This window comes from Sphingomonas sp., from assembly GCF_019749955.1.
Classification (GTDB): Bacteria; Pseudomonadota; Alphaproteobacteria; order Sphingomonadales; family Sphingomonadaceae; genus Sphingomonas.
In genome coordinates, this window is sequence record NZ_JAIEPC010000011.1 from 86,396 (window position 1) to 100,640 (window position 14,245).

Genomic DNA, 14,245 nt, shown 5'->3' on the forward strand with positions numbered 1-14,245 from the left:
TGATTGCCGCGACCGCCACTTGTGTATTATATAGCCAATACACACTGAGGTGATTGCTATGTTCGCGCACTATCCCGTCGGCCTACCCGGCCTGATTGCCTTCGGGGTCGGCGGCGTGCTCTTCGTTGGCGCGCTGTTCGCGGCGTGGCTGCGCGGTCGGCAAGCACCCAAGGCGGCCGATGGGCAACGTGATCGGCGATCGATCCTCTGGATTGCACTGCAAGGCGTCGGGATCGGCATCGCCGGCGCCGGTCGCGTGAAGGTCGACATCGCGCCCGACGCATACTTCGCGCTGACGCAGGCCGCGATCGTGTTTATCCTGATGCTGAGCGCCGCCGTGCTGTTCGACAGGTCATCACGGGCGATGGGCAAGAACTGGGCGCTGGTCGCGCGCACCCGCGACGACGCGACGCTGGTCACCGGCGGGCCGTTCGCGTTCGTGCGCAACCCGATTTATGTCGCGCTGGCTTTGTTCATGATCGCGATGGCGATTGCCTATGGCCGCGCGGCCAATCTGCTGATCGCCTTCCCGGTCTATGCCTTCGCGACCTGGATGCGCGTCGCGAGCGAGGAAAAGGTGCTGCGGGCAGAATTCGGCGCGGCCTATGATGCCTATGCCGCCCGCGTCGCGCGCTTCATTCCCGGGATCATCTAGCAGGTGACGGAACCGACCGCCGGGACTACATCGCGCAGATGCCCGTTCGTGCGAAAATCTGTGGTCTGTCCACACCCGAAACGACCGACGCTGCCGTCAAGGGCGGCGCGAGCCATATCGCCTTCATGTTCTTCGCGCCTTCGCCGCGCCACCTGAGTTTCGCGCGCGCGGCGGCGTTGGCGGCGCGCGTGCCCGATCACGTCGGGCGAGTCGGGGTATTCGTCGATCCCGACGACGACTTGATCGACCAGGCGATAGCAGCGGGTGCCCTCACAACGCTGCAACTTCACAAGACCGCGCCTGATCGCACCGCGCGGCTGAAGCTGCGGACCGGGCTCGACATCTGGAGTGCTGTCGCGGTCCGCGAGCGGGCAGACTTGAAAACCGCGCAAGCCTTCGCGGGCGCTGCCGATCGCATCCTCTACGACGCCAAGACGCCCGAGGGTGCGCTGCTGCCCGGCGGCATGGGTGTGCGGTTCGACTGGTCGCTGCTGCGCGACCACCGCCATCCGCTGCCTTGGGCCCTCTCGGGCGGGCTGACCGCCGAGAATGTGGCGGAGGCAGTGCGCATCACCGGCGCCGAGTTGGTCGATGCGTCGTCAGGTCTCGAAACCGCGCCGGGCATCAAGAATGTGGACAAGATCGCCGCGTTCCTTAAAGCCTTATCGTACTTATGAACGTCGTAGCTATGAACGCACCAAACTCCTTCCGGGCCCAGCCTGATGACCGTGGCCATTTCGGCCAGTTCGGTGGCCGCTATGTCGCCGAGACGCTGATGCCGCTCGTGCTCGAACTTGAGGCCGAATATAAACGCGCCAAGGCCGACCCCGCCTTTCACGCCCAGTTCGACGATTTGCTCGAACATTATGTCGGTCGCCCCAGCCCACTCTACTACGCCGAGCGGCTGACCGAGGAGCTGCGCAAGGGCGCGCCCGAGGGGATGGGTGCGCAGGTCTGGTTCAAGCGCGATGAGCTCAACCACACCGGCGCGCACAAGATCAACAATTGCATCGGCCAGATCCTGCTCGCGATCCGCATGGGCAAGACGCGGATCATCGCCGAGACGGGCGCGGGCCAGCATGGCGTTGCCACCGCCACCGTCTGCGCGCGCTTCGGCCTGCCGTGCGTCATCTACATGGGCGCACGCGATATCGAGCGGCAGCAGCCCAATGTGTTCCGCATGAAGCTGCTCGGCGCCGAAGTCCGCCCGGTGACGAGCGGGGCGGCGACGCTGAAGGACGCGATGAATGAGGGGCTGCGCGACTGGGTCGCGAATGTCCACGACACCTTCTACATCATCGGCACCGCCGCCGGCCCGCACCCCTATCCCGAGCTCGTGCGCGATTTCCAGAGCGTGATCGGCAAGGAAGCCCGCGCGCAGATGCTGAGCCGCATCGACCGCCTGCCCGACCTGCTGGTCGCGGCGATTGGCGGCGGATCGAACGCTATAGGGCTGTTCCACCCCTTCCTCGATGACGCCGACGTCAAGATGCTCGGCGTCGAGGCGGCCGGGCATGGCCTCGACAAGGAACATGCGGCGTCGCTCGCGGGCGGATCGCCGGGCGTGCTTCACGGCAATAAAACCTATCTGCTGCAGGACGAAGACGGCCAGATCACCGAGGCCCATTCGATCTCGGCCGGGCTCGACTATCCCGGCATCGGGCCGGAGCATGCGTGGCTGCGCGACATCGGTCGGGTCGATTATGCGAGCGCCACCGACACCGAAGCGCTCGATGCGTTCCAGCTGCTCTGCCGCACCGAAGGCATCATCCCCGCGCTTGAGCCGAGCCACGCGATTGCAGCGGTGACGAAAATCGCCCCGACGATGCGCACCGACCAGATCATTCTGGCCAATTTGTGCGGGCGCGGCGACAAGGACATTTTTACTGTAGCTGAAGCACTGGGGAGGACACTGTGATGGACAATACAACAACATTCTTATTGGCATTATTGTGCGTGGTTGTGGCTCTCCCGGTATCGGTTTGGCTTTTGACAACCCATGAAGCCCCAACTTCATACGCCGGGAACGCGAAAAGAAGTGTCGAATATCTGGTCGCATTGATCACCGTTTTGTTGGTTTTGGAAACCGGTAGCGACCTTCCGTTGCGTCCGGATTTCCTGGCGCTGAGCGTGGGCGGTACGTTCCTGTTAATCGCGCTCGATTGGTTGATGTTGGTCCCGGATGGGCGTCGAGCATCCTTGTGAGTCGACTCGCCGATAGTGTTGGCGCGGTCGCCAAGATCGCGCCGACGATGCGCGCCGACCAGATCATCCTGGCCAATTTGTGCGGGCGCGGTGGCAAGACCCTCTTCGCCGGGGCGCGGGGGACGGCGCTGTGCAATTCAACGATGAGAAAGAGCGGCCAAACCGATTCGCGAGGATCATTGTTCACTCTTTGTTCCTACATGTCAAGATGACTCGCCTCTCCACCGCCTTCTCCGCCAACCGAGCGGCACTCGTCACCTTCGTAACGGCGGGTGATGGCCCTACGCCCGCCATCCTCGACGCGCTCGTCGAGGGCGGCGCGGATGTGATCGAACTCGGCATGCCCTTCACCGATCCGATGGCCGATGGCCCGGCGATCCAGGCGGCGAACCTGCGCAGCCTGGCGGCGGGCACCACCACCCACGACATCCTGCGGATCGCGACCGATTTTCGCGCGCGCCACCCGAGCGTGCCGCTGGTGCTGATGGGCTATGCCAACCCCATGCTGCGGCGCGGACCTGCGTGGTTCGCGCGCGCCTGCGCGAAGGCAGGCGTCGACGGCGTAATCTGCGTCGACCTCCCGCCCGAGGAAGACGAACTCGCCGCCGCGCTCCGTGCCGCCGACATCGCACCGATCCGACTCGCCACGCCCACCACCGACACCGCGCGCCTGCCCGCCGTGCTCGATGGCGCGAGCGGGTTTCTCTATTATGTCTCGGTCGCCGGGATCACGGGCTTGCAGCAAGCCGCGCAAGCCAGCATCGAAGACGCCGTCGCGCGCCTGAAAGCCGCGACCGACTTGCCAATCGCAGTCGGTTTCGGCGTGCGCACCCCCGAGCAAGCCGGCGCGATTGCGCGCGTTGCTGACGGAGTCGTGGTCGGATCGGCGATCGTCGAGATCGTTGCCCAGCACGGCGCCGATGCGCCCGAGCCGGTGCGCGCCTATATCGCCACGTTGAAGGCCGCGATCGTCGCGGCTGCCAAGGAAATTGCCAAGGAAACCATATGACCTGGCTCTCGAGCGTCCGCAACGCTTTGTCGTTCGTCGTCCCGACCAAGAAGGACACACCCGACAATTTGTGGCACAAGTGCAAGGGCTGCGGGCAGCTCGTCTTCACCAAGGAACTCGCCGACAATCTCCACGTCTGCCCGCACTGCGAGCACCACGAGCGGATCGGCCCGAAGGAGCGTTTCGCCTATACCTTCGACGACGGCATCCACACCGTGCTGCCACCGCCGCGCGTCACCGAAGACCCGCTCAAGTTCCGCGACACCAAACGCTATGTCGACCGGATCAAGGCGGCGCGCGCTGCTACCGGCGAGCCCGACGCCCTGCTCAACGCGCGCGGGCTGATCGGCGGGCGCAAGGCGGTGGTCGGCGTGCAGGATTTCGCTTTCATGGGCGGATCGATGGGGCTCGCGGTCGGCGAAGCGATCGTCGCGGGCGTGCAGGCGGCGATTGCCGACAAATGCCCCTATATCATCTTCACCGCATCGGGCGGCGCGCGCATGCAGGAAGGCATTCTTTCGCTGATGCAGATGCCGCGCAGCACCGTGGCGATCCAGATGCTCCACGACGCGGGCCTGCCCTATATCGTCGTGCTGACCGATCCGACCTCGGGCGGGGTGATGGCGGCCTATGCGATGCTGGGCGACGTCCAGATTGCCGAACCCAAGGCAACGCTCGCCTTCACCGGCCGCCGCGTGATCGAAAACACGATCCGCGAAAAGCTGCCCGATGATTTCCAGACATCGGAATATCTGCTCGCGCACGGGATGATCGACATGGTCAAGGCGCGCAGGGAATTGCCCGAAACGCTTGGCAAGCTGATCGATTATCTGTGCGTGAAGCAGGCGGCGTAACGCCGGTTTCGCCTTCGGACACCCGTCATGGCTGATCATGCGCGCTCGACATCGCCCGCGGTACAGGCCCAGCTCGACCGGTTATGGGCACTCTCGCCCGGCGCGGACATCTTGGGGCTGGAGCGGATCACTGCGTTGCTCGATCGGCTCGGCAATCCGCAGCGCGCGCTGCCGCCCGTGCTGCATGTCGCGGGGACCAATGGCAAGGGATCGACCTGCGCCTTCCTGCGCGCCGCGATCGAAGCGGCGGGGCTGACGGCGCATGTTTATACCAGCCCGCATCTGGTGCGCTTCAACGAACGCATTCGCGTGGCCGGTCGGCTGATCGAGGACGACGCCCTCGCGCCGCTGCTCGCCGAAGTGCTCGACGCCGGCGGTGATATCGGCGCGAGCTTCTTCGAAGTGACGACGGCGGCCGCGTTCCTCGCGTTCAGTCGCACACCCGCCGATGCCTGTATCATCGAAGTCGGGCTGGGCGGGCGGCTCGACGCAACCAATGTGATCGAGCGCCCGATCGCCACCGGAATCGCGCAGCTCGGCCTCGACCATCAGGCCTTTCTCGGCGACACGATCGAGCAAATCGCGGGCGAGAAAGCGGGTATCGCCAAACCCGGCGTGCCGCTGGTGACGATGCGTTATGGCCCCAGCGTCACCCAGCGCGTCACCGATGTCGCGACACGCGCGGGCGCGCCCGTCAGTGCCTGCGGAACGGGATGGCAGCTCAAGGTCGGCGGATCGGTCCGCTACGAGGATCGCGACGGCGTCGTCGAAACCGGCCTGCCCCGCCTCGCTGGCCCGCATCAGCCCGAGAACCTGGGACTCGCCATCGCCATGCTACGGCATCAGCGCGCTCTCAGGATTCCAGCGTCGGCCTATCGCGCGGCGGCTGAATGGGCCGAATGGCCCGCGCGGATGCAATTGCTCAGCGCCGGACCGCTCACCGATCTGCTGCCGCCGGGCAGCGTGCTGTGGCTCGACGGTGGACATAATCCTGCCGCGGCGACCTCGGTCAGTACGGCGCTGCGGCTGCGCGCTGGCGGGCATCCGGTGCATCTGATTGTCGGCATGCTGGTCAACAAGGATGCGCGCGGCCTGCTTGCCCCCTTCGCGGCTTTCACCCGCACACTTCAGGCCGTGCCGGTGCCCGACCATGCGCATCATGCCCCCGAAGGGCTCGCCGCGATTGCCAGCGATTTCGGGATCAACGCCAGCACCGCGACCAATGTCGAAGACGCGCTGAACGTCATCGCCGACCGCGCCGATCCGGCCAATCCACCCGTCGTGCTGATCGTTGGGACACTGTATCTGGCGGGCAGCGTGCTCGCCGCCAATGGCCAGACGCCGACCTAGAGAATGATGACTTTACCTTCCCCCGTTCGTTTCGAGCGAAGTCGAGAAACAGGCCAAAGGCGGCGCGCAAGCGTTTCTCGACTTCGCTCGAAACGAGCGGATGGGTGGTGATTCAGTCCAAAGTCATCCCGACCTAACCCGCCGCTCGCAGCGCGCGCAGCTTGTCGCTCGCCCATTTGTACATCTCGGCGTCGGCGGCGCGTTGGGTGCGATCGAGCCGCTGCATCCGCGATTCGACTTCCTCCAGCACGGCGCGCGCGCGGGGCTCATAGCCTTGATCGAGCAGCAGCGCGGCATAGCGGCAGCGCGCTTCCTCGCCGGGCATGCGCGTGACGATATCGGCGTAGAGCGCCAGCGCCGCATCGGCTTCGCCCAGCTCGGTCAGCACACGAGCGCGCAGGAGTGTCAGCCGGTCGCGGTCGCTCTGCGTCGACGGCGGCGTGATCGCGTCGAGCAATTCGCGCGCCGCGCCACTTTCGCCGGTCTCGAACAACGCGGCGGCGAGCTTTGCCTCGGTCCGCGCATCGGCATCGGGCGTACGGTCGAGCGCCTCGCGATAAAGCGGCACGGCTTCGTCATGGCGACCAAGTCCGACCAAAGCATCGGCTAGCCGGATCCGATTGGCGATCGTATCAGCCAGCCCCAGCGCATCACGTGCTGCGCGCAAATCGCGCTCGGGGTCGAGCTTGGCCTCCACCTGCGCGCGCACCGTGCGGACATGGCGATTGCCCTGAATGCGCGGCAGCACCTCGATCAGCACATAAGCAATGGTGCTCGCGCCCGGCAGGAAGACGAGCGCCATGATCCACAGCTGATTGCGCCCGTTGCGGATCACATCCACCACGCAAGCGACCTGAATCGCGAGGACGAGGAGGTAGAGGATCATGCCTCGCCCTCGACCGGTTCCTCGCCCGCAGTACCGATCGACTGGTCGACAAGGCCGGTCCGGATCATCCACCAGAACAGCAACACGCCGGGGAAAGCGACCACCGTGGTCATCCAGTAAAAGGCGACATAGCCAAATTGTTCGACCAGTGCGCCCGCCGTAGTCGCGGTGAGCAACCGACCGACGATGCTCGATGCTGCTGAAATTAAAGCATATTGCGACGCGGTGAAGCGCAAATCACAAAGCGCTGCAAAATAAGCGATCACGGTCACGCCGCCGATGCCGCTCGCGATATTCTCAAAGCCGATCGCGCCAGCGAGTCCCCAGACGCTGTGCCCCGCGCCCGCGAGCAACGCGAAGCTCGCATTCGATACCGCCATCAGGATCAGGCTGAGCAGCACCGACCGCTTCATCCCGAGCGAGGCATAAAGCGCGCCGCCGATAAAGATGCCGATCAGATACGCCCAGAACCCAACGCCGATATCGTAGATGGCGATCTCGTCATTGCTGAACCCGGTATCGTTCAGCAGCAACCGCAACACGATTTGCCCCAGCGTGTCGCCAATTTTGTGAATCAGGATGAAAATCAGGACGATGAACGCGCCCTGTCGCTGGAAGAATTCGGTGAACGGGCCGATGATCGACGCAGCGATGTCGCCGACGCCGCGCCGCGTCACGGGCTCACGATGCCGCTCGGGCTCGCCCATGATCAAGCCGGTCAGCATCGCCGGCAGGGCAAACGCGGCGCAGGCCAGATAGGCACCGCTCCAGCCGATCCGCGCCGCGAGCACCAGTGCAAGCGCGCCCGCCGCGACCGATCCGATCCGCCAGCCATATTGCGTCATCCCCGACCCAACACCGAGCTGATAGGGTTTGAGCGTCTCGATCCGATAGGCGTCGATAACGATATCAAAGGTCGCCCCGGCAAAGCCGACCAGAATGGCCGCCATCACCGTCGCGCCGATGTCCGCCTTGGGATCGACCAGCGCGAGATTGACGACGGCCGCAATCACCAGCAGCCCCGCGAAGATCAGCCACGACACCCGCTGGCCCAGCCCCCCAATCAGCGGAATCCGCACGCCATCGACCATCCACGCCCATAGCGGCTTGAGGTTATAGATCAGGAAGCCGAGCGTGAACGCGGTCACCGTTTTCTTGTCGATGCCATCCTGCGCCAGACGGCTCGTCAGCGTCGCGCCGATCATCGCATAGGGAAAACCCGACGACACGCCGAGGAAGAAGGCGGCAAGCGGTGCCTTTTCGACATAGGGCCGCACGCCCGCCAACCAGTCACTCTCGCGCGCCACGTTCATCCGCCACTTGCTCCCGCCCCGATTCAGGCCGACACTAGCCGCAAAACAGGAGAAGGACAGCCATGAACGCGCCCGTTCTCGAAGGCTTGCGACCAACGCCGGGGCAACTGGCGCTCGCTGAACGCTTGGCAAGCGGCGGCACGCGCTCGGCGGCAGGCATCACCAATGTCGATGCCGCAGCCTATACCAGCGCCGAGCGTCACGCTGCGGAGCAGGAGCGCATCTTCACCAAGGTCCCGCTGGTGATCGCGCCCTCCGCGCTGCTGCCTGAGCCAAACATGGCCGTCCCGCACGACGGTTTCGGCAAGCCGCTGCTGGTCACGCGGGACAAGAGTGGCACCGCGCATGTCTTCCTGAACGTCTGCCAGCACCGCGGCACGCGGCTGGTTGAGGGCGAGGCGCCGGTTTGCGCGCCGCGCCTCATCTGCCCTTATCACGCCTGGAGCTATGCGCTTGACGGCGCGCTGGTGAGCATGCCGCGCGCCGACAGCTTCCCGGGGCTCGACAAGGCCGACTTCGGGCTCAAGCGCTTGCCGACGGTCGAGGCAGGCGGGTTGATCTGGTTCGCGTTCGACGACGCCGCCGATTTCACCGAAGCCCGCGCGCTCGGCGATGATTTCGACGCTTTCGGGCTTGCCCAACAGCATCTCTTTCGCCGCCGCACCCACCGCGTCGCGGCAAACTGGAAGCTGATCATGGATGCTTTCCTGGAAAGCTATCATGTCCAGCGGCTGCATGCCGCGACGATCGGCAAATTCTTCAAGGACGGGGTTACCACCGGCGACGCCATCGGCCCGCACCAGCGATCGGCGGTCGGGCGCGAAGCCGATCTGATCGCGGCGGCGCGCGGCGATTGGGGCCAACTCCGCGCCGCGATTACCTATACCTATCAGATGTTTCCCGGCACCGTGCTGATCGTCAGCCCCGATTACATCAACCTGATGGTGATGATGCCGCAATCGGCGGGCGAAGTGCTGGTCGAGGATTTCATGCTGATCCCCGCCCCTCCCGCGACCGACAAAGCGCGCGATCATTGGGAGCGGAGCTGGGCGCTGCTCGACGGCGGTGTGTTTGCAGGCGAAGATTTCCGCGCCGCCGCGCTCGGGCAGCAAGGGCTCGCCTCGGGCGCCATTCAGCGCATCACGCTCGGCACGCTGGAGACGGGCATTCGCCATTTCCACAATGGCGTCGAAGCGCGGCTTTAGGCCTCGCGTTTGAACAAGGTCAGCCCCTCGGGCAATCGCTTGGGCGTCTCGCCCTGCACCAACTGATCGATGATCGTTATCGCTTGGGTCAGGTTGCGCAGCGCATAGGGTTTGGCGAGCCAGCCGAGGCCCAGCCCGTGCGCCGCCGCCGGGCAATCGCCCGTCACGAACAACACGTGCAGCCCTGCCGCGCTAGCGGCGCGTGCGACATCGAGCCCGCTGCCATCGGCGAGGCTAATGTCCGACAATACCAGATCGATCGACGCGCCGCTCGCAATCAGCGCAACGGCATCGGCGACACAGTCGAAAGTGCCAACGACGACATAGCCTTCGTCGCCCAGAAATCTCTCGTTATCAAAGGCAATCAGCGGCTCATCCTCAACGATCAGCAACCGTTCCACGACACGCTTTTTCCGCCCGAACAACATTGCGATCCGCCACCCTTGCGCCCCTGTGGTTCCCCTGCCGCTGCGAACCTACACAACCGTAACGCTCGGACGCCAGCCAAGCCGCAAATATTTTGAGCAATTGCGGCAATTGATTGTATCAGCACCCGGTGACTGTCCCGACATCCCCTTCGTCGTCCTCGTCCGCCCCCCGCGCCGGACACCGCATTGCCAAATTGCTCGCGCGCGCGGGCATCGCCTCGCGTCGCGAGATTGAACGCATGATTACCGACGGGCGCGTTGCGCTCGACGGCAAGCCGGTCGAAACGCCGGCGACGATCCTGACCTCGCTGCGCGGCGTCACCGTCGATGGCGCACCGGTCGAGGCCCCTGCCCCGGCGCGGCTGTTCCTCTACCACAAGCCGAGCGGCCTGCTCGTCACCGAGCGCGATCCGGCGGGGCGGCGAACGATCTATGACCAATTGCCGAAGGATTTGCCGCGCCTCGTGCCCGTCGGGCGCCTCGACCTCAATACCGAAGGGTTGCTGCTGCTCACCACTGACGGCGAGTTGAAGCGCCAGCTCGAACTCCCCTCAACCGGCGTCGAACGTGCCTATCGCGCGCGTGCCTATGGCCAGGTCAGCCAGGCGCAGCTCGAGGAATTGATCGAGGGCGTTGAGATCGAAGGCGTGCGCTACGGCTCGATCAATGCCAATCTCGAACGGCGCACCGGCGCCAATGTCTGGGTCGAAATGATCCTGACCGAAGGCAAGAACCGCGAAGTGCGTCGGGTGCTTGAGTTTCTGGGGCTGAAGGTCTCACGCCTCATCCGCACCCGCTACGGGCCCTTCCTGCTCGGCGATCTGAAACCCGGGGAGATTGGCGAAGTGCGGCAGCATGACGTCATCGGCTTCCGTCGCGATCCCACCAAAGGCCCCTCGCCCGAACGTGTCGATGCGACGCGCAAAGCACCGGCGCCACGCGCAGCACCCGCACCGGTCGCCGCGCCCGCCCGACGCGGTCGGCCTGCTGCTGCGCCGGCCGTAGCCACCGAGCGCCCCAAGCGCCCGCCGCGCAAACAGCCGAGCCGCCCCGGCGATGCTGAAGCGCCACGCGCCACCAGCAAGCGCACCGAGCGGCCAACCGGGACGATCACCGCGCGCCCTGCCCGGCCCAAACGCTCACGCCGCCCCGGCGATGCGCGCCCGTCGCGGCCGAAATCCTGATGCGCGTCATTGCCGGGCAATGGCGCGGGCGACAGCTTGTGGCGCCCAAGGGCGACACGACGCGCCCCACGGCGGATCGCACGCGCGAGGCGCTGTTCTCGATGCTGACGAGTCGGTTGGGCAGTTTCGAGGGCCTCGCCGCCGCCGATCTCTTTGCGGGATCGGGCGCGCTGGGGATTGAGGCGCTGTCGCGCGGTGCCGCGAGCTGCCTGTTCGTCGAACAGGATCGCGCCGCGATCGACGCACTCCGCACAAATCTGGCGAAGCTCGGCGCGACCGGCGATGTCCGCGCGATGTCGGTACTGGGGCTCGGGCTCGCGACGGCGCCGCTCGATGTGGTGATGATGGACCCGCCATATGGTTCGGGCGCGGGCGCGGTGGCGCTCGACAAGCTCACCCGGCTCGGCTGGATCGGCGCGGGGACTTGGGTCAGCGTCGAAACCGCGTTCAACGAAGAACTCGATATCGACGGCTTCGACATCGACGCAAGCCGCACCCACGGCAAGGCGAGAATTACCTTGCTGCGGCGTGCGGCCTGATCGTCGGCTGGTCTTTGGGTCGGATTACTGCTGCAGGAGACGGAGCACGCCCTGCTGACTCTGGTTCGCCTGCGCCAGAAGCGCATTCGAAGCCTGCGACAGGATTTGCGACTTCGCCAGTTCGGTCGTTTCGGTCGAGAAGTCGACGTCTTCGATCCGGCTGCGTGCGTCGGTCAGATTGGCGACATTGTTGGTCAGGTTGTTGACCACCGACTGGAGGCGGCTCTGGCCGGCACCCAAGGTAGCACGCGTCGTGTTGACCGCCGAGATCGCCGTGTCGAGCACGCCGAGCGCCGTATTGGCACCCGCAGCGGTCGACAAGTTCGAGGCAACTGCCGCCGCCAGATCAAGCCCACCAAAGTTCAGCGTCACGATGTCACCCGCCGACGACGACGTCTGAATGTCGATCGTCGAAGCAGCGGTGTTCAGCAGCAGCACGCCGTTGAAGTTCGTCTTCGTCTGAATGTCGGATATCTGCGCCGTCAGCTGGGTCACTTCGGCCTGCAGGTTGGTGCGATCACCATTGCTGTAGGTGCCCGAAGCCGACTGAACCGCGAGTTCGCGCAGCCGCTGCAAAATGTTGGACACTTCGCCGAGCGCACCGTCAGCCGTCTGCGACAGCGCGATGCCGTCATTGGCATTGCGGATCGACTGAGTCTGGCCGCGGATCTGCGCGGTGAAGTTTGACGAAATGGCGAGGCCGGCGGCGTCGTCCTTCGCGGAGTTGATGCGCTTGCCGGTTGACAGGCGTTCGATGCTCGTCTGCGTGGCAGCAGTCGCGCGGTTGTTTGCATTGGTCGCCTTGAGCGCGGCGACGTTAGTTCCGATGACCGTCATAAAATGACACCCCCAAGTGACCAGACGACCCGCAAGGCCGCCTTTCGTGGTAGATGGAATATCACCTGAGTTGGTAAAGATGCCGTTAACGCAGCTTTACGGAATCAAAATGCTTGAATTTCAATGATTCTTAGGCCGTACCGGCAGCCCGGGCGATGCTGAGGAACAGCCAATAAAGCCCACCCGCCAATGCCATAACCGCAGGCAAGGTCAGCACCCAGGCCAGCGCCATGTTGCGAATCGTCGACGCTTGCAGCCCGGCGCCGCTCGCCACCGTTGCCCCGGCGACGCCTGATGACAGGATATGAGTCGTGGAAACCGGCATCGCGAACACTTCCGCGAGCAGGATGGTCGTTGCTCCCATCATCTCGGCTGATGCACCCATGCCATAGGTCATGTGCGTCTTGCCGATCTTCTCACCCACGGTGACGACAATCCGCTTCCAGCCGACCATCGTGCCGAGGCCCAGCGAAATCGCGACCGCAATCTTCACCCAGTTCGGGATGAAGCGCGTGCTCTTCTCCAAGCCTTTTTGATAGCCCTCGACAGCCTTGCGATCGGCGTCGTTGAAGATCGCATGATCCTTGTCGCTCTTCAGCGCGAGCTTGCTGGCGTCGAGCGTCAGATACATGTCGGTGCGCAGCTTGGCAGTCTCCGCGGCAGGCACATCGGCGAGCGAGCCATGCTGCGCGAGCCGGGCGCCGATATCGCGCGCGACGGTGCCGAGCGCGGCATAGACGACCGGATCACTCGCTGACTTGGTCTTCAATGCGCTCGCCAGCACCTCGCGTGCTGCGCCCGGGGTGACACTCGCCGTCCCTGCGCGGCCATTGAATGAATCAGCGGCGGCATTGGCCTGCACGACGATGGCTGCGGTATCGCGCGCGCTAAGGGTCCGGTCGAGCGCGTAGGCAGTTGGCGCGCAGCCGATCAGGATCAGCATGATCAGCCCCATGCCCTTTTGCCCGTCGTTGCCGCCATGGGCGAAACTGACGGCAGTGCAAGTGAAGATCAGCACCGCCCGAATACCGGTCGGCGGCGGCTCATTGGCGGCAGGACGCTCGTAAAGCTTCGGATTGCGCAGGATTGCCTTCATCACGAACAGCAACACCATCGCGCCGACAAAGCCGACCACCGGCGCGATGAGCAGGCCCGTCAGCACCTTCTGCGCTTGCCCCCATTCGACGCCCGAGGTGCCGCCGGTGCCGGCCGACAGGAGCTGATTGGCAAAACCGACCCCCAGGATCGAGCCGATCAACGCATGGCTCGATGAATTGGGCAGGCCGACATACCAGGTCGCGAGATTCCACAGGATCGCCGCCAGCAGCAGCGCAAAAATCATCGCAAAACCGGCATTGCTGCCAACATTCAGGATCAGCTCGACCGGCAGCAGCGTCACCACCGAATAGGCGACGGCCCCGCTCGACAACAGCACCCCAAGCAGATTGAACAGCCCTGACCAGACGACCGCGACCGGCGCTGGCATCGAATTGGTATAGATAACCGTCGCGACCGCATTGGCGGTATCGTGAAACCCGTTCACGAATTCGAAACCGAGCGCGATCAGCAGCGCCAGCGCGAGGAATACCAGCACGCCAGCGCCAAGCTGTTCGCCGACCTGCGCCGTATCGGTCATCACGCTGAACCCGGCATAGATCGCCCCGCCCACCAGCGTGGCGAGAAACAGCCAGCGACCGGCGGATGGCAACCCGCGATCGAGCTCGGGCCGCTCGGGTGGAACGGCGGCGCCGCCGGTTGCGCTAATCGGGGAAGATGCCAT

At 64.8% G+C, this 14,245-nt stretch carries 15 protein-coding genes; 10 read left to right on the plus strand and 5 right to left on the minus strand.

Annotation, left to right across the window (positions count from 1 at the left end; genetic code table 11):
• Nucleotides 1-58 precede the first annotated feature (58 nt).
• The 7 genes from K2W81_RS03690 (at nucleotide 59) to K2W81_RS03720 (ending at nucleotide 6,073) form a co-directional block, all read left to right on the plus strand.
• Nucleotides 59-655, plus strand: a complete 597-nt coding sequence (locus K2W81_RS03690) for an isoprenylcysteine carboxylmethyltransferase family protein (protein ID WP_294101457.1) — start codon at nucleotides 59-61, stop codon at nucleotides 653-655.
• Between the two features lie 38 nt (nucleotides 656-693).
• Entirely contained in the window at nucleotides 694-1,332 is a 639-nt protein-coding gene (locus K2W81_RS03695; RefSeq protein ID WP_294101460.1) for a phosphoribosylanthranilate isomerase, read from the plus strand.
• Nucleotides 1,333-1,343: 11 nt separating this feature from the next.
• Complete coding sequence (trpB, locus tag K2W81_RS03700) at nucleotides 1,344-2,573, plus strand: tryptophan synthase subunit beta (protein ID WP_294101463.1); 1,230 nt, start codon at nucleotides 1,344-1,346, stop codon at nucleotides 2,571-2,573.
• Complete coding sequence (locus tag K2W81_RS03705; RefSeq protein ID WP_294101466.1) at nucleotides 2,573-2,860, plus strand: hypothetical protein; 288 nt, start codon at nucleotides 2,573-2,575, stop codon at nucleotides 2,858-2,860. Before trpB ends, K2W81_RS03705 begins: the two co-directional genes overlap by 1 nt.
• A 208-nt stretch (nucleotides 2,861-3,068) precedes the next feature.
• Complete coding sequence (gene trpA, locus K2W81_RS03710) at nucleotides 3,069-3,869, plus strand: tryptophan synthase subunit alpha (protein ID WP_294101469.1); 801 nt, start codon at nucleotides 3,069-3,071, stop codon at nucleotides 3,867-3,869.
• Nucleotides 3,866-4,723 carry an acetyl-CoA carboxylase, carboxyltransferase subunit beta gene (gene accD, locus K2W81_RS03715; protein ID WP_294101471.1) on the plus strand — a complete coding sequence of 286 codons (858 nt, stop codon included), beginning with the start codon at nucleotides 3,866-3,868 and terminating at the stop codon, nucleotides 4,721-4,723. Before trpA ends, accD begins: the two co-directional genes overlap by 4 nt.
• Nucleotides 4,724-4,750: 27 nt before the next feature.
• Nucleotides 4,751-6,073 (plus strand): folylpolyglutamate synthase/dihydrofolate synthase family protein, encoded by a 1,323-nt coding sequence (locus K2W81_RS03720; protein WP_294101473.1) that lies wholly within the window; start codon nucleotides 4,751-4,753, stop codon nucleotides 6,071-6,073.
• Nucleotides 6,074-6,206: 133 nt separating this feature from the next.
• On the opposite strand, the gene K2W81_RS03725 is transcribed toward K2W81_RS03720, so the two are convergent.
• On the minus strand, nucleotides 6,207-6,959 hold the full coding sequence (locus tag K2W81_RS03725) for a tetratricopeptide repeat protein (protein WP_294101475.1): 753 nt from the start codon (nucleotides 6,957-6,959) through the stop codon (nucleotides 6,207-6,209).
• Nucleotides 6,956-8,272: an MFS transporter gene (locus K2W81_RS03730; RefSeq protein WP_294101478.1), complete on the minus strand. Its 1,317-nt coding sequence runs from the start codon at nucleotides 8,270-8,272 to the stop codon at nucleotides 6,956-6,958. The genes K2W81_RS03725 and K2W81_RS03730 overlap by 4 nt, the downstream gene beginning before the upstream one ends.
• Before the next feature lie 62 nt (nucleotides 8,273-8,334).
• Between K2W81_RS03730 and K2W81_RS03735 the strand changes: the two genes are divergently transcribed.
• Nucleotides 8,335-9,477 (plus strand): aromatic ring-hydroxylating dioxygenase subunit alpha, encoded by a 1,143-nt coding sequence (locus K2W81_RS03735; protein WP_294101480.1) that lies wholly within the window; start codon nucleotides 8,335-8,337, stop codon nucleotides 9,475-9,477.
• Here K2W81_RS03735 and K2W81_RS03740 read toward each other — a convergent pair.
• Nucleotides 9,474-9,878, minus strand: coding sequence for a response regulator (locus K2W81_RS03740; protein WP_366932201.1), 405 nt, complete (start codon nucleotides 9,876-9,878; stop codon nucleotides 9,474-9,476). The two genes, K2W81_RS03735 and K2W81_RS03740, sit on opposite strands and share 4 nt — an antisense overlap.
• A gap of 155 nt (nucleotides 9,879-10,033) precedes the next feature.
• Here K2W81_RS03740 and K2W81_RS03745 point away from each other — a divergent pair, with 155 nt between their 5' ends.
• Nucleotides 10,034-11,089 (plus strand): pseudouridine synthase, encoded by a 1,056-nt coding sequence (locus tag K2W81_RS03745; RefSeq protein ID WP_294101484.1) that lies wholly within the window; start codon nucleotides 10,034-10,036, stop codon nucleotides 11,087-11,089.
• Nucleotides 11,089-11,628 carry a 16S rRNA (guanine(966)-N(2))-methyltransferase RsmD gene (gene rsmD / locus K2W81_RS03750; RefSeq protein WP_294101489.1) on the plus strand — a complete coding sequence of 180 codons (540 nt, stop codon included), beginning with the start codon at nucleotides 11,089-11,091 and terminating at the stop codon, nucleotides 11,626-11,628. Before K2W81_RS03745 ends, rsmD begins: the two co-directional genes overlap by 1 nt.
• Before the next feature lie 24 nt (nucleotides 11,629-11,652).
• On the opposite strand, the gene K2W81_RS03755 is transcribed toward rsmD, so the two are convergent.
• Entirely contained in the window at nucleotides 11,653-12,465 is an 813-nt protein-coding gene (locus K2W81_RS03755; protein WP_294101491.1) for a flagellin, read from the minus strand.
• A 130-nt stretch (nucleotides 12,466-12,595) separates the two neighbouring features.
• Nucleotides 12,596-14,245 carry an inorganic phosphate transporter gene (locus tag K2W81_RS03760; protein ID WP_294101494.1) on the minus strand — a complete coding sequence of 550 codons (1,650 nt, stop codon included), beginning with the start codon at nucleotides 14,243-14,245 and terminating at the stop codon, nucleotides 12,596-12,598.

What these genes read in the sequence shown, in the direction of transcription:
- K2W81_RS03690 (WP_294101457.1), top strand. Translation starts at nt 59, where the DNA reads ATGTTCGCGCACTATCCCGTCGGCCTACCCGGCCTGATTGCCTTCGGG.
- K2W81_RS03695 (WP_294101460.1), top strand. Translation starts at nt 694, where the DNA reads ATGCCCGTTCGTGCGAAAATCTGTGGTCTGTCCACACCCGAAACGACC.
- trpB (WP_294101463.1), top strand. Translation starts at nt 1,344, where the DNA reads ATGAACGCACCAAACTCCTTCCGGGCCCAGCCTGATGACCGTGGCCAT.
- K2W81_RS03705 (WP_294101466.1), top strand. Translation starts at nt 2,573, where the DNA reads ATGGACAATACAACAACATTCTTATTGGCATTATTGTGCGTGGTTGTG.
- trpA (WP_294101469.1), top strand. Translation starts at nt 3,069, where the DNA reads ATGACTCGCCTCTCCACCGCCTTCTCCGCCAACCGAGCGGCACTCGTC.
- accD (WP_294101471.1), top strand. Translation starts at nt 3,866, where the DNA reads ATGACCTGGCTCTCGAGCGTCCGCAACGCTTTGTCGTTCGTCGTCCCG.
- K2W81_RS03720 (WP_294101473.1), top strand. Translation starts at nt 4,751, where the DNA reads ATGGCTGATCATGCGCGCTCGACATCGCCCGCGGTACAGGCCCAGCTC.
- K2W81_RS03725 (WP_294101475.1), bottom strand. Translation starts at nt 6,959, where the DNA reads ATGATCCTCTACCTCCTCGTCCTCGCGATTCAGGTCGCTTGCGTGGTG.
- K2W81_RS03730 (WP_294101478.1), bottom strand. Translation starts at nt 8,272, where the DNA reads ATGAACGTGGCGCGCGAGAGTGACTGGTTGGCGGGCGTGCGGCCCTAT.
- K2W81_RS03735 (WP_294101480.1), top strand. Translation starts at nt 8,335, where the DNA reads ATGAACGCGCCCGTTCTCGAAGGCTTGCGACCAACGCCGGGGCAACTG.
- rsmD (WP_294101489.1), top strand. Translation starts at nt 11,089, where the DNA reads ATGCGCGTCATTGCCGGGCAATGGCGCGGGCGACAGCTTGTGGCGCCC.
- K2W81_RS03755 (WP_294101491.1), bottom strand. Translation starts at nt 12,465, where the DNA reads ATGACGGTCATCGGAACTAACGTCGCCGCGCTCAAGGCGACCAATGCA.
- K2W81_RS03760 (WP_294101494.1), bottom strand. Translation starts at nt 14,245, where the DNA reads ATGGCATCTTCCCCGATTAGCGCAACCGGCGGCGCCGCCGTTCCACCC.